Origin of the sequence: Mesotoga sp. UBA6090, assembly GCF_002435945.1 — a bacterium.
Classification (GTDB): Bacteria; Thermotogota; Thermotogae; order Petrotogales; family Kosmotogaceae; genus Mesotoga.
Genome location: NZ_DIXC01000039.1, coordinates 1 through 22,203 on the forward strand (window position 1 = coordinate 1; position 22,203 = coordinate 22,203).

Sequence of the window (22,203 nt, forward strand, 5' to 3'; positions counted from 1 at the left end):
TCCAATAACCAAGGGTCAGACCGAGTACGCGTTGCAAGTTCCACGATGCAAGTTGCAAGAAGAAGCCAGACCTCTATCTGAAAGAGCAATGATATGTGTCATCCCGCTCTCAAAGTCATCCTCTTGCTCCTGTTCAGGATCTGATCTTATGAAAAACCGCGGTTGGGGATAGCGGGTTGGGTGTCGGAAAAGCAGAGAATCAGTTGCAAGAATAAGAATCAAAACCAGAATGTAAGGACCTGGATGTTGAAACAAGTTCAGCATTATGATATCCTGGGCCTAGAACGAAGAACCTGGACACGTAGCGTTGGAACGAAGAACCGCTCTTCTCGGAGGACGGGATCATGATCTTAGCCGAACGAGGGACGTTTGTCCGCTCGTCTCCATGTGCGCCTGCGCTAAGTTCCTGAATACCACTTCCGGTTCGTCGAAGGGAATTGAATTCGAGAATCTATCCAGTGCGAAGGGGATGTTGAGAGCTACAACATCTTTGCTCTTGAGGAATTGGCCCCCGAATTCTATCTCGTCTAGGTCCCTCTTCAGGTTCTCTCCGAAGAGAAGAGGAGTAGGATAATTACCGAGGAAGGAATTGAACATCGCCCTTAAGATGAGGCCGTTGTGTTTTCTGCCCTCTCCATGAGCTTCAGGAAGTCCTTCGAAATAGCGGAGATAGAACCTGTGAGGACATTCTATGAAGGCCTTGATTCGGGAGTAGGACAGTGGGAACGGTTGACGGTTCTCCGTCAGCCGTTCTCTGTTTTGGGATTTCTGAAAAGCTAATTTCTCAGAGAATGCAGGCCCGGTTCTTCCCGACCCGCACTCTGTTGATACTGCTTTTCCTTCCGAAGTAATATCACTGTTGCAGAAACTGTAGACAGAATTAGTCACTTTCTGACTAGAAGTGCTAACATTGATTTGGTTTCTATTTTGTTTTTTTGAGAGCGGATCTCCTGCCAGAGGTCCGTTCTCGTTTTTTACTGCCGGATTCATGGCGAATCACCTTCCTTTCTTGAGTACAGTTCCAATGCCAGAGGAAGCCAGACCTCTATCTGAAAGAGCAATGATTAGTGTCATCCCCCTCTCAAACTTATCTTCCTTCAGCCTTTTATGTCATGTGACAAAGCTCCTGGTCAGAATCTCGGTTCTTGGCTCGAAGATCCGCTCTTCGCTGTATGCTGAACGCTTGGAAGAGCAAGGGCATTAAGAACAAAGTCAACCGTCAGCGGTCCACCGTCGGCGGAATTAGGAAGCTGTATCAGAATACTTAAGAATCATCGGGGTTTGAAATGTAATTTGGTTTCAAGAATCTGGAAGTCTGGAAAGTGGGCAAGTCCTTCGCGAAGGATGTGTATGAATTGACTTCTTTCTTCCCTTCAGATGAGAAATTCAGTCTTGTTTCTTAGTTAAGAAGGGCAGCGGTTTCAGTTGTGTCGAATATAGCCGAAGGAGCAGGGAAGAAACATAAGAAAGACTTTGACCTTTTTCTATATCTTGCCCGCGGTTCTTTGAACGAGACAGTGGTCCAGCTGGGGATTTCCTTTTAGTTTGGATATGAATCGAGATCAGCTTGATCTAATCGAGAACAGGGCTGAAAGCATTAGTAGAATGCTCTGGAAACTCTCCAAGTCTCTTGAAAAATCGGAGGACCGATGACGGCTGAAGGAGGACGGCACTTCACAGCGTTCAGCGATCAGCGAACAGCGGCTCTTCAGGTGCCTTCTCGTGAGGAAGCGAACCTCTCCAGCTATTCTATCTCGACTGATCCTAACGAAGGACGGGTCCATGATCTTGGACGGTCAACGAAGGACGGTTTTTCACAGCGATCAGCGTCCAGCGTTTCCTAGCAAGCGGCTCTTTCAGCGATTAGCGGGTTTTCGTTCTTCACCGTACAGCGGCTCTTAGGTGCGAGATCCTGTGCAGACCCCCCAAACAGGAGACCCTAAACAGGAGCATTCTGGGGCAGGCTTTCAGGGCAGGCTCATTGGGGCAGGCTATACGGGACGACAAAGTGAGGCACTTAAACAAGTCGCTTTGTTAAAACGATGCAAGGAGTCTTCGAAAAGCCGCTACCGAGATAATGTTTTCATCAGCACTGAGAGTGGTAAAGGGGTCAATCGCTTTTCTTCTCGACACCCGAGACCCCATGCTCGACACCCTACTTCACTCTAAATTCGCGTTTGAGGCATAATAGTATAAGGAAGATCTCTTAGCCTCTCCTCGATTCTTAACATTGTTTGTAAAGAACACGGATTTGCTGGGAGTTTTCGGAGGGTCTTTTGTGAATATATCAACCGTTGAAAGTAGTGGAATCGAACTGCTCATGTCTTTGTTCAGGCTCAACAACCACGAAAGAATGATCCATAACGATAGAAGATCTTCTGACTTTCTATCGGAATGGGTCTCGAAGTCACGCCTGTCTATGCCTGCAGATTATCGTGAATGGCTGGAAAGGTTTTTCGGCTGGGAAGCCTTCTTTGGTCTCAGAGTCGTTCCCTATCTCTTCCTTAAGGACTCCCCTTCTCCTTCAGATCTCCTTGGCTTGATCAAGAAGACTTCAGCGGAGAGATTGCTTCATATGTTCTTGAGCAGCGATTTCAAGGAGCCAGATGAATTAGACGATATGATTATTAAGTCTTTCAAACGCGATGAAAAGGCTGCTCTGGATTTTGCCTTCTCAAACCCTACTCTTACCAACCCGGGCAGATACGAAGCTATCGAAATGTTGAAGGATCAGTCAAGAACGCGCGACTCCTTCGTGAAGCTCCTTGAATTCGGTAGGGAAAATTTACTAGCATCTCCGGATTTTACCCTTTCCACTTCCCACTCACTTGGACTTCTCGAAGAAAATCTCAAACAGTTCGGGAGCAGTTTTTTGCACTTTCTACTTGATCCTGACGCTCTTGATCCATCTGTTGAAGAGTTGAGATTACTGGTTACATGGTTTCTTGGTGGTTCCTCTACCACAATCGAGGTCCCCGAAAAGAATTCGATTATCTCTGTTGTCGGCGCCGACAGGATAAGCGAGCGGAGTCTTACGGTCGAAAAGCAAGATGCTGCCTGCATAATGAGTACGATGTCAAAGGAAGAGGCAATTGTGATCCTTCGCAACGTTCTACACTCGAGTCAAACTCTCTCGAGTATCGTAGGTTTGTCTGGCCTACATCGCCATAATGCAATAAACACTCTCGCTGGATTGTCCAGACAGGGGTTGGTAATTTCTGAGACTCACGATGGAGAATTGACTTTCCGATCTGAGATAAAGCTGCTTGACGAAGCTCTTGAAGAGATAAGGAAGCAAATAACCGAATAGCGGGCGCCTTGACGCCCGCTACAAAAGTGTCTTAGCTAGAAAATCAGAGGAAACCGAAAAGAGTTCCTCTATCCAGTCTATCCTCTGATACTTGTGATTGGCTCCCTCTACAGTATGTATCTTCAACCCTCTCCCATCTGCATACTTCTTTACCGGAAGATATGGCACCGATTCATCGTCGGAACCATGGACAATCAAAAGATCTCCTTCATAGTTTCTGAGTTCCTCCGAAGCATCGACACTGCGACCGTCTTCTAAGAAGATCGATCCGAGCTTCAGTCCCAGAACGTCCTTATACTCCTCGCCGTCTTTCAAAGAGTAATCCTCGTGGTTGAAGAACTCCTGATTCATTATTACGGGCGACCACAGAAGCAGTGAACTAATCTCGGGATGTCTCCCGGCAAAAAGCGAAGCAACCATACCACCCAGGCTGTACCCGACAACAGCGATCCTTTCCGAACACCAGCTTCTCGATCTGACAAAAGAATAGACTTCCTCTGCGTCACAAAGCTCAGTCAACGGTGACATCTCGTAGAATTCACCCTCGCTGTCTCCGGAACCCCTGAAATCAAATCTCACCGTTGCTATTCCCTTCTTGACGAGTCTTCTCGAGAGACGGGGAAACTTGAATGTGGAGACTATATGCTCCCCCGTGAATCCGTGGAACATCAGGACGGTGGGGAAACTTTTCCCTGAGGAAGGATACTCACATATTCCGAATATTCTTTTTCCTTCTTCACCAAGTGTGAAACTCTCTAATCTAGACAAATCAATCCCTCACTTCATCTCAAACCTAACTTCATTTCTATATAGCCGATTGTTCCTTCAGATATCGGCTCCATTCCCGTCGCTTCCTCCCAGGTAAGGATTACCACTCCACCCCCATCTTCTATCTCAAGATTTCTGGTACCGGTACCAGAAACAGATCTTCCACCTTCTTCAATTTCGACCATCCAAGGGAGTTTCTCAAACAGAAGCTTATAGCTCTCGATCGCTGGGTGAGTGATCTCCTTCCTTGCAAGTACAATAACGAGGAGCCCGCCGTTCCTAACATAATCAACGATGAAGTCAACCTGTTCTTCAGAAATTTCCATGAAGTCCTTCATGAAAGTGTCGGCATCCGGTAGGGGAAGTATAAGGACTTGACCGCTGAAGGTCGTCTTCTTTATTAGCTCTCCAATTACGGGCTTCACCTCACCACCGAGATCCTCGAAAAGCTGAGTCAACGGCTTCAACTCTGTCAGAAAATAATTTTCATGAGAAGTGTCAAGATGAGCAGTGAAGCCGACATAATCGACGTTGACTCTGAATGCCAGTTCATCATCTACAAAGAAGTCAAGAGAGTCTTCTTCAGTTTTAGAGGTCTCGACGATCTCCTGACAGGTCATAGATGATATCTCGTAGTTCTTTGAGAATACGATAGTCTCTCCGCTCTTCACTTCAACTGAAATCAACTGATCTTCTCTCGAAGAGTTTATCAGGTCGAAACCGACATCAAATGGGAGTCCTTTAACCGGTCTTGGATCGATCGTCCTTGCATTTAGAAGGTATTTGTTCGTACTGCTCTGAAACCAGATTGGAGAAGAGACCAGCTCATTTCCATCGATCTGATCGATCTTGACGAAGTACCAGTTATATGAAAGAGGGTTTTCGACATCTATCTCGACTTCCCATTCATCACCGGAAACATCCAGTTCGATTATTCCGTTGTTGCTGTAGATCGCAGCTCTTCGAACACGCTCACCGGGGTCACTGTACTCAACTTTAAGAGTGGCCCTGGGAAAGTCATACAGTGTATCGCCCATCTTCGCGCCCTCAGCGGAGAATGCTATGAAAGCGTTACGGTCTTCAGTGGCGTATATATTCCTTGTCTTCAGCGCTTCATAGACCCTTTCCGTTGTCAGTTCATCAATTACGAAGGCGGTCCTTGCATCATTTACTGTCGCCCAGTTTTTCTGATGATTGTCTTGATTTGCGGATGCTCCAACATGCCAGCCGCGACTGAGAGCTCGCTGATACCTCTCGAAATATTCTTGCTTTATCACATTATTCGAATTCGATCCGGCACCATTTCCAACTTCAATCGTGTTTATATAAAGATCCACTTCGGGGAAGTATTCAAAATCGAGGAAATCACCGTACTTCCTTCCAGGGTGGCAGAACTGAGCCGTTGCCTGCTTATCCACGATCCACTTGTAGATGTCGTAGAGATCCGTTGTGCTTCTATCAATCCATTCCGAAGTGTCGTATATCGTTATGTGTCCCCGACTGGTCAGCGTCCACTCGAAGCCTGAAATTGCTATGAATTCGCCTTCAACAGTGAATCTCTCGGCCATTTCGATTATTCTGTCCAGTTTCCATGAGCCATCTGGAAGCGGATAGTTCAGATCGTGGTCATGGTCGGTTATTGCCTGTATGTCAACGACATTTGAATTTCTCGCGTGTTCGAAGGCCTCCTCCGGAGTCCCCAGTCCGTCTGAATAAGAAGTGTGGGCGTGAATGTTTCCAAAGAAAACCTGACCGAAAGAGAGCGATGAAACAACTACGAGAACCACTATCAAAATTTTTTTCACGAAATCACCTCTAAAAAAAGGGGCAGCCAACGACTGCCCCCATTTGTCTTGCTATCGATCAAAAGTAGTAATCATCGAGCACGTACTGAGCTTCCTTATGCAAATTCTTCAGAATTGCATCAACATCTTTAGTCGGGTTAGACATTGCATCTTCCCAGGCAGAAGTTATCATTGCATGTACTTCTGGATATGGTCCGTACCATGGTCTCCTCACAGCGCTGTCTCTCAGCTGTTGATAAGTAAGGGCAAATCTTGGATCATCTGTCATGATCTTCTGAATCTCCGGAGACTCGAAGGCGGAGATTCTGCTGGTCATGTAACCTGTTGCAAGTGACCATCTCTTTGTGTTCTCAGTAGAAGTTAGGAATTTCAGAAATTCCCATGCTGCCTGCTTCTCCGCTTGCGGTCTCGCAGAGAACATGAAGACATTCGCTCCACCTATCGGAACAACTTCCTTAACCTGACCGGGCATAGTGGTAGCACCGAGATCGAACTTCGCATTCTGCTTCAAATACCCAAGACTTCCGGTAGAACGGACAACCATCGCTATTCTTCCGGAGAGATCGAGTTCGTTTCCGCCGCTGACTCCGAATATGAATATTCCTTCTCTAACACCCTTCTGGAAGAAGTTCCATGCAGCCACTGTCTCAGGCGAGTAGATCAACATTTCTCGGCCGTCTTCGGAGATTATCTGCCCACCGAACTGCCAAATGTAAGCTTCGAGAAGCCAGTCATCGACACCGAATCTGTAACCGAAAATGTCTTCCCCCAGAGTCTTGATCTGCTTTGCAGCAGCATAGACCTCGGTCCAGGTCTTCGGAGGATTGTCGGGGTCAAGTCCGGCCTGCCTGAAAAGATCCCTGTTGATGTACATCAACGGGGTGCTACAGTTAAGAGGGAATCCAAGGAGACCCTGCTCATAGGTATTAGCCTGAATGAATCTCGGCCAGAAGTCATCGAGCGTTGCCTTGAACTCGGGATCCTTGTCAATGAAGTAGTTAAGATCCTGGAACGCACCGCCGTCGACAAACTGACCTATTCTCGACTGTTCAATCTGTGCGAGTGTAGGCATATCGCCGGCTACCATGGCTGCAAGAAGCTTCTGCATCGTGTCCTGGTAGTTCCCGGTATAGACGGCTTCCACTACGATTTCTCCCTCATGCAGCTTGTTGAACTCTGCCACAATGTCGAGGAGAGTCTGGGAGTATATGCCCGTCTGGGCATACCACATTGTTACCTTCACCGGTGCCGCGAACCCTATCGCAGCAACGGCTACTACTAGAAGTGTGATTAGAAATGTTCTTTTCATAAAAAAACCTCCCCTTTCAAGATTTGGGTCACTCTTTCAACCCTGAAATACTGATTCCTTCCACGAATTGTTTCTGAACAAAGAAGAAAAAGATTATTATTGGAATTACAGCCGTGGTTGAAGCGGCCATCCTAAGAGTCCATTGTGTCTCCCAACCGCTAACAAACTGGGAGATACCAACTTGAATCATCTGTTTCTTTGCATCATTGATTACAATCAACGGCCACATATATTCATTCCAGTGTGCGAGGAAAGTGTACAGGGCCATTGTGTATAATGCAGGTTTAGATAAAGGAAGAATGATCCTGAAGAAGATCTTCATTCTACTTGCGCCATCTATGATTGCAGCTTCTTCAAGCTCTTTAGGAATTCCCATGAAGAACTGGCGAAGCAGGAAAATCCCGAACGCAGAACTCATAAAGGGAATAATGAGAGCTTGATACTTGTCAATGAAGCCTAATTGCTTTACGATAACGTACAGCGGAACCATCGTTACTTCAGGAGGCACCATTAGTGTTCCAATAAGAATCATAAAGACCACGTTAGCACCTCTGAATTTGATTCTAGCGAGCCCGTAAGCGGCTAGTGAATTGAAGATCAACTGGAGCAGAGTTACGGTTAGCGCTACGAAAAGCGTGTTCCCTATGTATCTCGCAAGAGGAATTAGCTCAAAGGCTTTCACGAAATTCCTGAAGTCGAAAATTGTAGGAAGGAAGCTCGGGGGAATTGTGAAAGCCGCATCTTCCGTCTTGAAAGAGGTAACAAGCATCCAGAAAAATGGAAGATTGATAATTACAGCCACGAAAATAATCGCCAGATAGACAATGAGTCTAATAGGAAGGGCCGGTTTTCTTCTCATTGATAATGCACCCTCCTTTTGCTGAGTCTAAATTGGATCAGGGTTAATACAATCATCATCGCAAACATAACAACTGCAATTGCGGAAGCATATCCGAATTTCAAGTACTTGAATGCGTTTTCATACAGATAATAGGTGATAACCTGAGTACTCTTCGCCGGCCCGCCATTCGTCATGACAGATACCGAGACGAAGACCCTGAACGATGCGATGAATTGCATAATAAAGACGAAAAGTGTTGTTGGTGAAAGTAGAGGAAGCGTAATGTTTCTAAACTTATTCCAGGCCGTAGCCCCATCGATCTCGGCAGCTTCATAATATGTCTTTGGAATAGTCTGCAACCCAGCTAGGAAGAGAACCATGTTATAACCTATACGTTTCCAGACCCCGACGATGATCAAAGCAAGGAGTGCATAATTCGGATCACTTAGCCACTTGATGTTGTTAATGCCGAATATTGAGAGAAAGTAGTTAACCAATCCGAAATTAGGTTCATATAACCAGCCCCAAATTACAGCCGCAGCCGCCATAGAAGTGATAACCGGAATGTAGAATAGCGTTCTGAAGATGCCCCTACCCTTTATCCATTCAATATTGAGAAGAGCGGCGAGCAGCAACCCTATAACAACCGAAGGAATAACCGTACCAAGAATGTAGATCCCTGTTACACTCATAGAGTTCCAGAAGTCAGCAGATGAGAATAACCTCTCGTAATTCTGAAACCCTACATACCTCATTGGCCTAATCATATTCCAGTTAAAAAAGGAAATATAGAAAGCCCACGCGAGAGGCAAATAGATGAAGATCACCTGAACTATCAGAGCCGGTAAGACAGTTGCCCAACCGGTGAGAGCTTCCCTGGTTCGACGCCGCAAACGTATCACCCCACTGTTCACAAATGAAAGAATCAGTATCACAAAAATTATGACTCACAAATGTTAATGAAAGATCATCTCAAAACAAAAAAAGCCGCCGCCTAAAACAGGCACGACTTTCTCATCATCTCTGTCACGCTTAACATAGTCTAGCACAATCGGGAATGCAAAATCAACCTAAATGCCACTTACTCAAACCTAGCTTCATTTCTCTTCAATTTCAATACTAATGGTGCAATCAATCATATGATGTAACCCTGTTCTTACCCTTTCTCTTTGACTCATACAAAGCTATGTCGGCGCGGCGCAGCAAGGCATCGAAATCACTTTCATCCTTATGGAGAGTGGAAACCCCGATGCTGATGCTCAGCTTTCCAAAGTCTTTGTGCTCCTTCTCGTACAGCCCCGATCTGAGTTTTTCGGCCATCTTACTTGCGCCTTCCAGATTGGTGTTAGTTACGATAACTAGAAACTCATCCCCGCCCCATCTCCCCAGATAATCGCAACTTCTGATGCTTGACTGAATGTAAGAACACGTAATTTTGAGAGCTTCATCACCGGCTAGATGGCCATAATTATCGTTTATCATCTTGAGATTGTCAAGATCATACATCAGTAGTGAAAGTGGGCTTCCATAACGCCTTGATCTCTCCATTTCGGCTCTTAATAACTCGCTCAGTGAGTATCTATTCATTACACCGGTCAGCATGTCCGTAGTCGCCAGTTTCCTGTACCTCTCCTGGCTTTCACGAAGAGCCTCTTCAATCTGTTTGGTTGGGGAAATATCGATGTGGGTTCCAAGAATTCGCTTGGCCTTTCCATTCTTGTCTCTCTCTGCAGCTTCCCCCCTATCATGAACCCAGACCCACTCACCGCTTTTTGAAAGCATCCTATACTCTATGTCGAAGTAATCTTTCTCTCCGTTGTAACATCTCTCCATCTCTTCAAGCGAAGGAAGAAGATCTTCTGGATGCACAAATTCCTTCCAGTCCTGAAAGGTTATCAGCGAATCGCCGCCAGGATACCCCATGATCTGGTAGTATCGATCGTTTATCGAAAGCTCTCCCTTGTCTATATTGAAGTCCCAAAGACCAACATTCCCGCCCTTCACGGCAAGCGCAAGCCTCTCCTCACTCTGGCGCAGTGCGTCTTCGACCTGTTTTCTTTCTGTAATGTCAGTCAACAACGCGATATGCCCTCTGATCTCGCCTTTGTTGCTATAGATGGGACTCTGCTTTATCTCTATGACTCTCTCTCGCACGTTCAACTCCCTCTTTTCGGAGCCAGAAGTGAAGAAGCTTACAAGAGACTCGATATCGGTGAAGACCTCCTGAACTGAGCTTCCAATAGCATCTGAAGCATCTATGCCCAACATTTTGCAAGCCATCGGATTCAAATCGACTATTCTTCCGCCATCATCAAGAATGACTATCCCGTCTGGAAGCCTTTCTATTACAGTCTCTCTGGCTACGGGACGTATGTCGAACAATCTATATCTGAAAACTCCTGCGGCGGCAAAAACGCCGGCTACTGTAAAGGCAAAAGGAGTCAAATCCAAATATCCTATATCAACAAAGTCAAACAAGTAGTTAATGTTGACCAATATGGGGAATACCGTTCCCAGTAGAGTAATCCTCAACTGACCCTTATACAGACCCGTCGAACGGATATACTTCCTGAAGACAGCAACGATTCCTGATAAAAGCAAGAAATAATTGTACAACATGGCAACCCAGAACAGTGGCCCGTGAACCAATCTCTGCAGGGGGAAAGCCGAAGTTTGATCTAGCTCACTAAGGGAGTAAAATAGCCAGTGTTGTTCATTTGTCCACATCGCAATCAAAACGGCAATGGGCACAATAAATAGCATCACAATCCTCTTCCAGCCAAACCAATCTCTTTTGTCTACAAGCGCCATGGAGAAAAGAAAGTAGAAGACCGAAACGGACATTATTCCTGGATAAGAAATCTTGTTCAGAAGCCTCATACTTTCAAGATCATAAGAAAGCAACTCCAGCGCATAGAAAAGCGACCACCACGCTATAGACAGCATTAGTAGACCAAGAGTCCTGGCTTCCAAAAGACTCCTCTGCCTGAAACAAAGGAACACCATAAAAAAACAGATAGCCACTGGAAAGAACGTCAGAATCGCGTAAATATTCAAATCTCACACCCCGAAAATCTCCTGATAGTCAGATTATAAACGTTTTTTTACGGCTTGACAAAGAGAAGTAAATCATTACTGATGTGACAGGCATTGATCTTCAATGGACCAACGTTTTATGAGAAGAGTAAGAACAGAAGTGAGGCTGATAGCGTGGTAGCAGGTCCGGGTAGGGGGTTGGAAAGACCATCACAAATAATACCCATTTGCTGAACAAACCGGTACGGCTCGCTGACGCGAGGAAGCCTCTCAGGTCAACCGTCAACGGTCCACCGTCCGGGGTTGCAAGTTCCAAGATACAAGTTGCAAGAAGAAGCCAGACCTCTATCTGAAAGAGCAATGATAAGTGTCATCCCGCTCTCAAAGTCATCCTGACAATGCTCCTGGTCAGGATCTGGGCTTGGGTCTTGGCGAAGGACGGGTCCGTGATCTGGGACGGACAACGAAGGACGGGTCTTCTCAGCGTACAGCGGTTCCTAGGTGCGAGATCCCGTACAGGAACACTACGGGATGACAATCTTAGGTGATTCTGTAGGGGCGAACGGCCGTTCGCCCGAAGAGGGGAAGCCCTCTCACAGGCGCAAGACAGAAGCCAAAAAGTAGTCGGTCTGCTGTGCGGGCCAGTCACCTTCGGTGGCCTGTCAGGCTTCGCCTGGCCAGTCCCGGCTACGCAGAGCTAAAACAGCCGCTGGGATAAGAAAGGCTGAAGGCTGTACGCTGGAAAACGAAGGATCGGTTGGAAGAACGGGTCAGGAAATACGGGTTACTAGGAGCGGGTTACAGAGCGCGGGTTAGAAAGATCGGGTTACGAAGAACGGGTTAAGAAAACCGGGTTGATGAGAGCGGGTTTTGCTAGATAAAAGAAGTGTTTCAGGAAGTGATGCTACCAAGAATACTAGACGCGAGGCTGGGTGAGAACCTCTGAAGAAGTGATGCTGGGAAGTACATCCCAGGAAGTGAGGCTCGCTGCGCGAGGAAGAATAAAACAATGCACTGAAAAGCATCAGTGGACGCAAGGCCCGCTTCGCGGGGAAAGATCCTCAAAGCCAGTCTGCTACGCAGGTAGATCTTCTCTATCTGTGATCCCATTAAGAATCGCGAAATTCTTGTAGGGGCGAACGGCCGTTCGCCCGAAACACGTTCTCCCAAGCGTGAAAAGTTTTCTACCTTGACCAAGAACGAAAAACTTTCCTACTTGGCATGCTCCAACACACAACCGTACCTGTAGCCACGCTTAGGCTCTCTTATCCTATGCTCTCCGTTCGCAATGAGGGAAAAAAGTGCGGAGCTTATGAACAACCAGAGAGAAGTAAAGAGAAGCAAGAGTACAAGAAGGGAGGTGGAAGAAAAATGCAAACATCTTCTAACCTCCCACTCTTGCCTCAATTTGGCAAAAAGCTCACTCTTTTACAGGCGCCGAATCCTTCTCCTTATTGAGGGCGTCGATCAATTCATCGACGAGTTTGGGATTGATTGTAATTCCCTTTTTAGTTGGTTTGTAGTCGCCTTCATCATCTTGATAGTAGATCCTGAGATCAAGGAATTCGTGGCCTTTAAACTCTCTCTTCGAGACACGAACGATTTCAGTGTCATTTCTCTTTATGTCTGTCAAACTCTTCACTCCTTTCAAATTTAATCTTTCCTTTTATATCACATCAAGGAGAATTTGACTATCTTCCTCCATAAGAATTGAGTGATAGAATCGGTTCAGTGAAGATTAAGGTGGTCGATTCTCTTGATAGATCTAATAATGGTAGGCGCGGGAAATAGAGGGTATTTCGCGTATGGTCAGGCTGTCTTTTTAGTAGACGGTGCGCGCGTGGTTGCTGTGGCTGAGCCTGATGAGTTTAGAAGAGAGAGATTTGCAAAGGATCACTCTATTATTCCTCAAAATGCTGTGGCTGAATGGAAATCGCTCCTTTCACGACCCAAGTTTGCAGATGGTGTTATCGTTGCCTCACCTGAGGCTGTGCATGTAGAGCCGGCAATCGAAGCTCTTAAAAGTGGCTACGCAGTTCTACTCGAGAAACCGGTCTCTGCCGATTTGAACGGCATCAGGGATTTGATAAGCTCCGGCGCAGACACATCGAGGCTTTTTCTTGCCCACGTTTTGAGATACTCTGGCTTCTTCAAAATGATCAAGTCGCTTCTTGAATCGGAAGCTATCGGAAAGCTAATTGCAGTTGAGTACACGGAGCAGGTCGCCTTCTATCACTTCGCTCACTCCTACGTAAGGGGAAATTGGAGAGACTCGACACGTACAGGTCCTTCCATTCTCTCAAAGAGTTGTCACGACATGGACATCCTTACCTGGTTGCTTTCCTCTAGAGCACTCTCAGTCGTTTCCCACGGTGACCTCAAGTACTTCCGTAGAGAGAACGCGCCCGCAAGTTCTACAGAAAGATGCCTGGACTGTCCTCTCAAAGAAACCTGCCCGTATTCGGCCGTGACGCAGTATCTTTCGGATAATACCTGCTGGCCAGTGAATACGATTGGAAATGATATGTCACTCGAAAAGAGAAGGGATGTTCTTCGTACCGGCAGTTACGGCAAATGCGTTTTCAGAAGCGACAACAACGTTGCAGATTATCAGAATGTTCTAGTCTCGTTCGAAAACGGCGCGGAAGCTTCTTTCTCCATGAATGCCTTCACAAGTTCAAAGACAAGGAAGATCTTCATTAGCGGAAGCGACGGAGAGGTCTACGGAGACTTTGAAAGAGACAGAGTCAAGGTGAGACTCTTCTCAGGAGAGACGAAGATTTACAAGATATCACATGACGGGTCAAGGCACGGCGGCGGCGACATGGAGATTACTAGAGATTTCGTGAGATACCTGAAAGGCGAAACGGGAGGACTGTCAACTTCGTTCAAAGACTCGATTCAGAGTCACCTCATGTGCTGGGCTGCAGAAAAGTCAAGACTTGAAGGTGGTTCGAAAATCGATCCATGGAGTCTTCTTGCTCTATGATTTCTCTCCGGTAAGTTCGACGAATACATCTTCAAGAGAAGGTCTTTTGTGCTCAATATCAATCACTTCAAGTTTCATCCGCAAAACCGTTGGAAGGACATCCTCGATAGTCCACCCCGGCTGGAAGTTTATCTTCACTGCTCCATCAACCCTGATTTCGCTTTGATACCCCTCGATCTTTTCTAAGGAGAAATCAGGTGAACCCTTCACCGTAACGGTAACTCGATCTCTCTTCATAGAAGCAAGAATGTCTTCTAGTCTCCCACTAGAGATCAACTCTCCTCTGTGCATTATGCCAACTGACTTCGCAATGCTCTCAGCCTCACCCATTACGTGTGTAGTTAGGATTATTGTTATTCCCGATTCATTGAGCTCTCTCACCATGTTCCTAATAGTCCTCGTCGAATGGGGATCCAGTCCGAGGGTCGGTTCATCCATGAATAGTATCTCCGGATCATGAAGCAAAGCCCTTATAAAATTCACTCTCTGCTTCATCCCAGTCGAAAAGACTCTGACCGGCTTGTTTTTCCAATCAAGCATATCTACCTTCTCGAGGAGATCGTGGATCCTCTTCATCGCGTCCTTTCTGCCAACACGGAGCATCGAAGCAAAGAAAAGCAAATTTTCGATGGGAGTGAGTCGATCATAAAGAATAACCCGCTCCGAAACAAGTCCGACCTTCTTTCTAATCTCTCTTGCTTTACTGTTCAAATCCATTCCTGCGACTCTCACGTTGCCCGAAGTAGGCTTCATCAGACCTGTCAGGATCCTTATCAGGGTTGACTTGCCGGCCCCGTTCGGTCCGAGAAGGCAGTAGACATCACCACTCTCTATTGAAAGGGACACTTTGTTCAGAGCTTCAAAAGAACCAAACTTCTTCACGAGATTGGATGTAACAATCGCAGCCAACTATTACCACCTCAATAAATATTCTACTACATTTCCTGTAAATGGCTCTTGATGTTTCCCATGTTGAACCACATGATTGCCGTTCAGTCTAAATGATAGCCTAGATCTTTGACAAGCTACTGGGAGTGGATTTTTCTATCTCTATTCTCCGTTCAATTCATTACTCTGATTCTGTACTATTGACGGCATCCCTAAAATCTGATATATTTAGATTCGTGAGCGGGGAGTAGCGCAGTTGGAAGCGCGCCTGTCTTGGGCACAGGAGGTCGCAGGTTCAAATCCTGTCTTCCCGACCAGCAGTTAGTACCGCGATGATAGTTCTAATACCCTACCAAAGTCTATTAGACGCGATGAGAGTCGCGTCATTTTAATGAAAAAAGTCCCTCCCATATCGGGAGGGCTTTTTCATCAGGTCTAGGAGGTTTAGAATGAACGCGTCTATTAGAATCTCAATTCAAATCCTATGAGTAGATCGAAATATGTTATGCGAACGTTCCATGCTCCGCCGACGTGAAAGTAAAACGGCGGTTTGATTCGGAAACCTAACGTTCCCCTGAACTCTTTGGAATCGAGTGAAAGGTTTATGCTGAACCAGTCCTTCTCGTACACAGGGAGGAAGTTGTACTTGAAGTCCGTAGTCGTCAGCTCTGGCAGTTTTATCCTAACTCCTGTTACTTCGTTCATTTGTTAAATAAGAATTTTAACGCAGCCTCTACAATATCTGGCATCATCTCTTTCTGATCTGGAGCAAGCTCCTTCCCATCAGAGGTTGCCAGCTTCTCGGCCAGCTCAACGGCTTTAGTTTTAATTGAGTCGTTTAACGCGATAATATCTCCGCCGTTCTTTTTCAGCTCTGCCTTGAGGGTTTTGTACTGCTGTTCCATAGAAGCAACGCTAATAGTCGCGTATTTCATAAGCATATCTACTACGCTATCATTAGCAGGGTCTTTATCGAATTTCTTCACGATAGAGGCCACAACGTCTGTTATTACCTTCGTTCCTGTCGGTATCATGTCTATCATCATCTGATTGACAGCCGAAGTCTCTTTGTCTCTCGCCTGAAGCAATTTAACGATCACGAACGTGAATACTAGAACAATTGCAAGATAGATCAGAAAGCCTACAACATCAGTCATTATCTTCCCTCCATTTCGGAAGACTCTTATATACGCTTATGCAAAGCGCAGTATAGTTTGGGTCAGTTGCATAAGCGCCGAATCTTCCATATTTTAGGCTGTCGAAGTACAGTAGCGGATTGTACCTGTACGACCAAGCCACATCGTAGTGTAGTCGGATTTTCTCGCAGTACTTCAGCATACATACCAAAGGAGATGTGTAGGAAGCGAACCTTTGAACCTTGCTCACCATATGGCCCATCTCCCACTCTTTTGTCGTTTTCTCGAAGTACGGCTCGCCCTCTCTCGCCTTTATCCCAAACAGGTTGTTTCCATACACGTGTTCTCCCCAACCCGTCTCCAAAGCGCTCTGAGCAAGAATCAAGTCAGCTATAAGCCCTGTTGCCCCTTCTACGAGCAGTGCGTCCTTTCCATATATCATGCAGAAGTCGTTTTTTGTCATTTGAATAACCCCGCTATAAACTCAATCACTTTTACTCCAAAAGCTCCAAAGATAGCTACGAGAACGAATTGCCACATCTCTAATCTCTTAGTCTTTACCGACGTTGAGAGAGCCTCTTTCTTTGTGGCCTCCTCCATTTGCATCTTCTTTAGATCATAGTTACCGTTTATCACTTTCTCCACAAGACTTTTGTTCATCTCAAAGATTGCTTGCGTGAAATTTGGCTCGAACTTATCTCTGAAGTATGTTATAAGCTCCTCTCTGAACTCTTTGAGAGTCTCGTCTTGAATCTTCTTGAAACTCTCGATAGCCTTCGCCTGTTCCATCTTGTAATCATCGAACTGCGAAAACAGAGAGTCATATTCAAGACGCAACATCTGCTTCACCTTCTTTAAGATCGACTCTTCAAACATCTGCTTGTTCTTCTCGAAGTTGCAATCGGGTGGACAGCCTTCTTTGTTCTCGTCCATAGTCTTCTCCTTCTAAAGGCTTACCATTCTTTGCGGTAGTCGTTTTTGATTTCTTCGCACTCGATTAAAGTTACAGTCCTCATGAGAAGGTCTCCCTTGCGCTCCAACCTTACGATATGACCGCCTATAACAGGTTCAGCGAAAGCCTTTCTGGCAGCGTATGGTGTCCTTCCCTGAAAGCTGGCAGGGTGCGCGCAATAGATACCTCGTATCATCATTGATATTTCTGTGTGGTAGTGGCCTTGTATAATCACATCAGGAGTGTCTGGCCCTGTAAAAGTCTCTGCAAGTTTTTGCAATTTGTACGATTCCGCATACGCGTTGCCGTCTCCGTGGTGTAGGTAGAACTTGAAGCCATTCTTCTCTATAATTCCCGAGTGCCTTCCTATATAGATTACGTCGTCTCTTCTCATCGTCGCCTTTTTCAGGAAGTCAGTCCCCGAAAGTTTGAGGTAGGACTCAGGGTGATTACCGAGAATCATGATCGTCTTGACACCTTCACGCTTTGGATATTTCTCTACGAAGTAATCTTCTTGATCGTCCTCTGTTTGGAGGAATACTTCAGGCGTGTGGAGAGGATACACTTTGAAACCATCTACCCCGTCCCCACCGTGAAAGACGTACTTTATCCCTCGTCGCGCGACCTCATCATAGAAGAAGTTTAGAGCCGTCAATTGCTGATACTTTGAACACAAGTGAGTGTCTGCTATTTGAGCGTACTCAATATATCCGTCGTCTTCGCTCTCGAGTTGAAGGACTGAAAACTCTTCACCAGAATTGAAGAGTACGGCATTATTTGTTATCGAAATGTCCTTTCCCTGTTCCATCATCTTCTGAAGGAAGATAACGAGCTTGCTTCGAGTCGTCTTAGTCATATCGGCAAGCTCATTTATAGAAATAAATTGCCTCCTCTTGAGAATCTCGAAAATCCTTTTGAAATCGTCTTCATCTCTGTGCGGATTCTTGTTCAAGTACCTCCATCTGTTTCTGATGTTTTCCATGTTCCTGTTGTTACACTTAGGGTCGTTACGAAATTCTTCCTGAATCTGCGCGTAAGAGCGTTTATTCTTCTTTCCTTCAACTAATACCGTGTCTTCGTGAATCGTCCACTTCATTTCGCGCTCCTTGTGTTAGTGTATTAACCCCATGTTGCGCCTGAAGATGATGCCGAAATGGTTACCCAATCCGTGCCGTTCCACAACTTTAGCGTGTCGTCGTCCGTATCGTGCCAGAGAGTTTTTCCTGCTACCTTGTTTGTAGGTTCTGCTGACTGACTGTACAAAACAGGCATTGCGTCTATCTTGTCGAAATTTGTGTTGAGGACACTAACATCAACGTTGTCCGTTCCAGCAGGTTTAGTTAGTCCGTGATTTGTAGTAGTTGTCGGCATATTAACTCTCCCTCAATGACCAGTTTCCGCTCGTATCTTTCGCATAAACATTTATCGTGTTTGTGCCTAAATCAAGTTCGGCAGCGTTTATCTGTGCCACCACGTCCGTACCTGCGTCAAGTTTCAAAAGCTCGTTCCAGCTCTTCGTACTCTGCGCTCCCCACGTTTCATCTGAGAGGTTAGACCAGTCTTTGGTAAGCTCTTCTAAGAGCGTTCCTGTGTCGTATGAAGAACCGTCTTTCATTATTCGCCATGCGGTTAGGTCAGAATCAGACTCGAAAGTTACCAATGCGGAATCGAATCCGCTCATGTATGACAATCTGTATCTGTTAACAGAGAGTATCGAAACGCTCATACAAAGCTCACGTCCAGCTTCGCTCGCTTTAGAGAGACAGAACCTCTTATCTCCGCGTACCATTCATAGTAATACGAGTACATGGTGATAGGGTCTGTCGGGTATGCGCTTTCTGACTGAGCAGGAAGCTGGTAGATGTAGAAGTAACTTCCGGCAGCGAGCCTATGCTCAGCTCCGATAGTTATAGTGTCCAAAAGGGTCAAGTTGCTGTCATACACTTTCAGCCTGACGAGATCAGGGTCAACCGCATCGCCAGAATAGTCCTTGAACGTTGCATTTAGTTTTATAGAGTTACCTGATTGATAAGGCATTGTCTCACTCCCACTCAACAGAAAGTTCTATCTCTCTAGCACTTTCGCTTGCCTTAATGTCCTGAGTCTCTTCTGCCGAAACGAGAGCCATAACAGCCTCAGATAGTTGTATCGGCATAGTTGCCTCTGTGATTTGCAAGTCTGCTGTCTCTTCGCTAATAAGGATTTCAAGAAACACCTCGGCATCAGCCATAACCACAATGGATTTCTGAGCTATGTTGGATACGTTGAAGACCTCATCTCTCGTCCTAGCGAATATCGTAGCCACTCCGTGATGAACCTCGTTGAAGGAGATAAGACCTTCGAACCTGTCTCCGTTCAGGGTCAGTATCACGTTGTACCTAGCGCCTTGAGAGTCTATGATGAATACGTCGTGCCATGAATCGAGAGCTTCGTTAGCTTGAATGATGATCGGTAAAGGCTCTCTCTTTGTCGTGTAGTCAGGACACTTGATCTCTATTACAGGTGATGTGGTGTCCAGTTCCAATATGAAGTAATTCATACAATCACCCCAAAAGGAGAGAGGCTAACGCCCCTCCCCATTAAGCTGACCAGTTTCCAGCGTCATCTTTCACGAACACTTTTATGATCTTTGCTCCGTCTCCTCCGCTTGCAGCCTCGAGATCAGCTCCTTTTATGGTAACGGTTATTGGAGTGGCAGAAGGATAGTTGCCAGTACTTCCAGAGACGTTTACAGATCCTCCTGCTGTTCCAATCTGCGTACCTGTGTCGTGAGCAGCTCCAGACGTGGCAACGACTTTCACCTTGTACTCGTCAAATATCGAATCAGAAGAGAACTGGAAAGTCATACTGTTCTTTCCAGCAACCTTCGAAATTTTCGTGGCAGATACGTTGGATACAGTTACGACAGGCAGCGTCATATCCAGAATGATGGTGTCGCTTGCCTGAGAGCTTTCGTTGTAAACGTCGTCTCTTATCTTCAGATAGACGGTCTTGCTTCCGTCTCCAGAAGATAGCTTGACCTGTTGAGAAGTTGAGTATGAAATCCACGACGACGCGCCTTCTGTTGCTTGAATACTCGGGTTGTGGGTATCGTCCACATCTCCCCAAATCTTCATCTGATAGCCAGTAGTGGGGCTGTCAGTCGTTCCGATAGTTGCTGTTACAAGTTGAGCCGTCGCATACTCAGCACCGCTATCCAACGATATAGACGGACTCGCAGGGCCAGTAGTATCCAACGTTAACGTAAAATAACTAGCCATCTCTCCACCTCATTTGTGAACTGTTGCTTGAATTGTGTTTTAATGTTGAGAATTGTTAGAAGTAATAGCGGTTTCCACACGCGCCGAGAGAAAGTTTTTTTCTTATGCTCCTGTTAAAGAAATCTACGGAAGTCCACCATATTACATATGATGTTGTAAATTCGCTCAAAGGCACACTCCATATAACTTCGGATGTTCCAACTGGCGGATACTGAGCATAAGGGCCCGCATAAAGTGAAGGTCTTTTCGTCCTAGGATCTCTAGGGAGAGCATACTTATTGTCAGGCGTAGTGAAATAGATAGCCGCTTTGTGAATCTCCCATTCAGGTATTAGAGAAACTATCTTGATATAAAGGTTTACACCATCGTCCCAAATATAGGAGTTTCCTACGTGTCCTACGCCTCTAAACTGAATCTTTTTTACTATTGGTTTGTTCTCTGTTGCTCTCTGAACAGTGTATTCTTCGTTGATTGTAAGGGGCTCCTCCGAGAACAGACAGCCTGCAGTTGAAATTACAACAAGAACAATCAGAAGTGCCAAAACCATTTTCCTCATTTTTAACCTCCATCAAGAAGTTTCTTCTGCAATTACTCAGAAGTGTTCTTCACAATCATTTATTGCCTTTTTACAGCTGTTAATCAGTAGAATCAATGCCTGTAAAGCACAACAATACTTTACGAGATAGCAATTTCTGTCACGAACATACTGAAATACCCTCTCGCCTCAAACGACAAGTATTGGACATCAGTGTATCCAGAAAGATCTATGGTGATTTCTTTTCCAGTAGTGCCGTAGTAGTAAGTATCAGCTGTGTTGCTTTCATACAAAACTGTTGTGCCGTTTACTGTAATCCTTGCTGCGTTAGAAGAACTAGAAACGGATCGTATAAGTTTAACTCTGCAAGTCAAAGTATTGATGTTTGTCAAATCCCAAGTTGAAATCCTAAAGTAATTATAGGTGGTGTTTGTAGACTCAGGTATGAGAAATCCATAATAAGCATCTGCGTTACTTACAGATACAGCCCCATTCTTAGTCAATGAATCTAACCACAGTTGCAAAAACCCAGTTGGTCCAGAGTTTGACGACCGCCAAAATAAGTAAGGATAGTTTATCCAGTGTTTTACCCTAGACGAGTTATTAAACACCTCCCCTCTTGCTGTTGAGTTTGATTTATACACTTCTTTTATTTCATCGCAAAACAACACACTCGATATTAAGAGCGGAGAGTTATAAATAGCCGCGCGTCTGGCAGATGAGTTAAAGATGTGTGCTGCACCACTTGTAGAACTTAAAAGCGGGAGCCACAGTTCTATCGGAAGATCAGCAATAGAATTGTATAAATCGTCCAACGTATAGCCAGATATATCCGTCAATCTGCCATCTAATTTATTCCAATTAGCTCCGTCATAACTCTTCAGTTTATTCTCTGACTTGTCATACCAGAGTTTACCTTCTACTGGCGCTGACGGAGCTGTATCGTCTATTGTTGTAAGCCCATCATCATTTGAAGCTGCAGCGCCTACGTCAGCAGCCGAAAGGCTTACAGCTCCAGTTTCCCCGTTTACGCTTGATACTGATTCAAGTGCTGCTATGGCTTGTGAAGTCTTTAGCGGAGTCATGTACTTAACGTCGCTTGTACCAGCTTCAGCTTCAGCCTGTGAGGCTACTTCGTAAGTAGGCGGGAACTTTAACGTTACGTATGCTCCACTAATGCGCATTCTTATCTCTTGCTCTGTTTTTAGTATGAACCAGTCACCTTCGTCTAAGGTAGATACATCAGGAAGGTTAGCTGCAGATGCCACCACTCCTCTGTAAGCACCTAATCTTTCAAGATGAGACTCAACCTTGTCTCCCCAGCTTGCTTCTATTACAGATCCTGTAACTATGTCCACCGCTTCGTACGCCATA

The 22,203-nt window shown here is 45.6% G+C and carries 24 protein-coding genes and 1 tRNA gene; 4 read left to right on the top strand and 21 right to left on the bottom strand.

Annotation, left to right across the window (positions count from 1 at the left end):
• Positions 1–342: 342 nt before the first annotated feature.
• Positions 343–990, bottom strand: a complete 648-nt coding sequence (locus B3K42_RS05335) for a PD-(D/E)XK nuclease family protein (RefSeq protein WP_258367249.1) — start codon at positions 988–990, stop codon at positions 343–345.
• A gap of 437 nt (positions 991–1,427) precedes the next feature.
• Here B3K42_RS05335 and B3K42_RS13905 point away from each other — a divergent pair, with 437 nt between their 5' ends.
• Together B3K42_RS13905 and B3K42_RS05345 are read left to right on the top strand one after the other, a co-directional pair.
• On the top strand, positions 1,428–1,544 hold the full coding sequence (locus tag B3K42_RS13905; RefSeq protein ID WP_422655863.1) for a four helix bundle protein: 117 nt from the start codon (positions 1,428–1,430) through the stop codon (positions 1,542–1,544).
• 734 nt (positions 1,545–2,278) lie between these two features.
• Entirely contained in the window at positions 2,279–3,310 is a 1,032-nt protein-coding gene (locus tag B3K42_RS05345; RefSeq protein ID WP_258367250.1) for a hypothetical protein, read from the top strand.
• A gap of 18 nt (positions 3,311–3,328) precedes the next feature.
• On the opposite strand, the gene B3K42_RS05350 is transcribed toward B3K42_RS05345, so the two are convergent.
• The 7 genes from B3K42_RS05350 to B3K42_RS05380 form a co-directional block, all read right to left on the bottom strand.
• Positions 3,329–4,078, bottom strand: coding sequence for an alpha/beta hydrolase family protein (locus B3K42_RS05350; protein ID WP_110990445.1), 750 nt, complete (start codon positions 4,076–4,078; stop codon positions 3,329–3,331).
• A 14-nt stretch (positions 4,079–4,092) separates the two neighbouring features.
• Positions 4,093–5,883, bottom strand: a complete 1,791-nt coding sequence (locus B3K42_RS05355; RefSeq protein ID WP_110990446.1) for a CehA/McbA family metallohydrolase — start codon at positions 5,881–5,883, stop codon at positions 4,093–4,095.
• A gap of 58 nt (positions 5,884–5,941) precedes the next feature.
• Complete coding sequence (locus B3K42_RS05360; RefSeq protein ID WP_110990447.1) at positions 5,942–7,192, bottom strand: ABC transporter substrate-binding protein; 1,251 nt, start codon at positions 7,190–7,192, stop codon at positions 5,942–5,944.
• A gap of 28 nt (positions 7,193–7,220) precedes the next feature.
• Positions 7,221–8,051, bottom strand: a complete 831-nt coding sequence (locus B3K42_RS05365) for a carbohydrate ABC transporter permease (RefSeq protein WP_110990448.1) — start codon at positions 8,049–8,051, stop codon at positions 7,221–7,223.
• Positions 8,048–8,926: a carbohydrate ABC transporter permease gene (locus tag B3K42_RS05370; protein ID WP_181419072.1), complete on the bottom strand. Its 879-nt coding sequence runs from the start codon at positions 8,924–8,926 to the stop codon at positions 8,048–8,050. The genes B3K42_RS05365 and B3K42_RS05370 overlap by 4 nt, the downstream gene beginning before the upstream one ends.
• 238 nt (positions 8,927–9,164) lie before the next feature.
• A complete protein-coding gene (locus B3K42_RS05375) occupies positions 9,165–11,057 on the bottom strand; it encodes a histidine kinase N-terminal 7TM domain-containing diguanylate cyclase (protein ID WP_258367253.1) in 1,893 nt (630 codons plus the stop codon).
• Between the two features lie 1,432 nt (positions 11,058–12,489).
• A complete protein-coding gene (locus tag B3K42_RS05380) occupies positions 12,490–12,702 on the bottom strand; it encodes a transcriptional coactivator p15/PC4 family protein (protein WP_110990449.1) in 213 nt (70 codons plus the stop codon).
• Between the two features lie 123 nt (positions 12,703–12,825).
• Between B3K42_RS05380 and B3K42_RS05385 the strand changes: the two genes are divergently transcribed.
• Positions 12,826–14,058, top strand: a complete 1,233-nt coding sequence (locus B3K42_RS05385; protein WP_110990450.1) for a Gfo/Idh/MocA family protein — start codon at positions 12,826–12,828, stop codon at positions 14,056–14,058.
• Here B3K42_RS05385 and B3K42_RS05390 read toward each other — a convergent pair.
• Positions 14,053–14,967: an ABC transporter ATP-binding protein gene (locus B3K42_RS05390; RefSeq protein ID WP_110990451.1), complete on the bottom strand. Its 915-nt coding sequence runs from the start codon at positions 14,965–14,967 to the stop codon at positions 14,053–14,055. The two genes, B3K42_RS05385 and B3K42_RS05390, sit on opposite strands and share 6 nt — an antisense overlap.
• A gap of 220 nt (positions 14,968–15,187) precedes the next feature.
• Here B3K42_RS05390 and B3K42_RS05395 point away from each other — a divergent pair.
• Positions 15,188–15,263 (top strand) — tRNA-Pro (locus tag B3K42_RS05395).
• Between the two features lie 145 nt (positions 15,264–15,408).
• Here the strand turns inward: B3K42_RS05395 and B3K42_RS05400 are convergent.
• From B3K42_RS05400 to B3K42_RS05455, 12 genes are all read right to left on the bottom strand, one after another.
• On the bottom strand, positions 15,409–15,651 hold the full coding sequence (locus B3K42_RS05400; protein ID WP_110990452.1) for a hypothetical protein: 243 nt from the start codon (positions 15,649–15,651) through the stop codon (positions 15,409–15,411).
• Positions 15,648–16,103 (bottom strand): hypothetical protein, encoded by a 456-nt coding sequence (locus B3K42_RS05405; protein WP_110990453.1) that lies wholly within the window; start codon positions 16,101–16,103, stop codon positions 15,648–15,650. The genes B3K42_RS05400 and B3K42_RS05405 overlap by 4 nt, the downstream gene beginning before the upstream one ends.
• Positions 16,096–16,545: a glucosaminidase domain-containing protein gene (locus B3K42_RS05410; RefSeq protein WP_110990454.1), complete on the bottom strand. Its 450-nt coding sequence runs from the start codon at positions 16,543–16,545 to the stop codon at positions 16,096–16,098. The genes B3K42_RS05405 and B3K42_RS05410 overlap by 8 nt, the downstream gene beginning before the upstream one ends.
• The gene (locus B3K42_RS05415; RefSeq protein WP_110990455.1) at positions 16,542–17,015 is read right to left on the bottom strand and encodes a hypothetical protein; all 474 of its coding nucleotides are present in this window, start codon (positions 17,013–17,015) and stop codon (positions 16,542–16,544) included. Before B3K42_RS05415 ends, B3K42_RS05410 begins: the two co-directional genes overlap by 4 nt.
• Positions 17,016–17,035: 20 nt before the next feature.
• A complete protein-coding gene (locus B3K42_RS05420; protein WP_110990456.1) occupies positions 17,036–18,130 on the bottom strand; it encodes a metallophosphoesterase in 1,095 nt (364 codons plus the stop codon).
• A gap of 23 nt (positions 18,131–18,153) precedes the next feature.
• The gene (locus tag B3K42_RS05425; RefSeq protein ID WP_110990457.1) at positions 18,154–18,405 is read right to left on the bottom strand and encodes a hypothetical protein; all 252 of its coding nucleotides are present in this window, start codon (positions 18,403–18,405) and stop codon (positions 18,154–18,156) included.
• A gap of 1 nt (position 18,406) precedes the next feature.
• Positions 18,407–18,760 (bottom strand): hypothetical protein, encoded by a 354-nt coding sequence (locus B3K42_RS05430; protein ID WP_110990458.1) that lies wholly within the window; start codon positions 18,758–18,760, stop codon positions 18,407–18,409.
• Positions 18,757–19,071 carry a hypothetical protein gene (locus tag B3K42_RS05435; protein WP_110990459.1) on the bottom strand — a complete coding sequence of 105 codons (315 nt, stop codon included), beginning with the start codon at positions 19,069–19,071 and terminating at the stop codon, positions 18,757–18,759. The genes B3K42_RS05430 and B3K42_RS05435 overlap by 4 nt, the downstream gene beginning before the upstream one ends.
• 4 nt (positions 19,072–19,075) lie before the next feature.
• Positions 19,076–19,573, bottom strand: coding sequence for a hypothetical protein (locus B3K42_RS05440; RefSeq protein ID WP_110990460.1), 498 nt, complete (start codon positions 19,571–19,573; stop codon positions 19,076–19,078).
• 40 nt (positions 19,574–19,613) lie between these two features.
• On the bottom strand, positions 19,614–20,294 hold the full coding sequence (locus B3K42_RS05445; RefSeq protein WP_110990461.1) for a hypothetical protein: 681 nt from the start codon (positions 20,292–20,294) through the stop codon (positions 19,614–19,616).
• A 55-nt stretch (positions 20,295–20,349) separates the two neighbouring features.
• A complete protein-coding gene (locus B3K42_RS05450; protein WP_110990462.1) occupies positions 20,350–20,850 on the bottom strand; it encodes a hypothetical protein in 501 nt (166 codons plus the stop codon).
• A gap of 119 nt (positions 20,851–20,969) precedes the next feature.
• Positions 20,970–22,202: a hypothetical protein gene (locus B3K42_RS05455; protein WP_110990463.1), complete on the bottom strand. Its 1,233-nt coding sequence runs from the start codon at positions 22,200–22,202 to the stop codon at positions 20,970–20,972.
• Position 22,203: the final 1 nt, after the last annotated feature.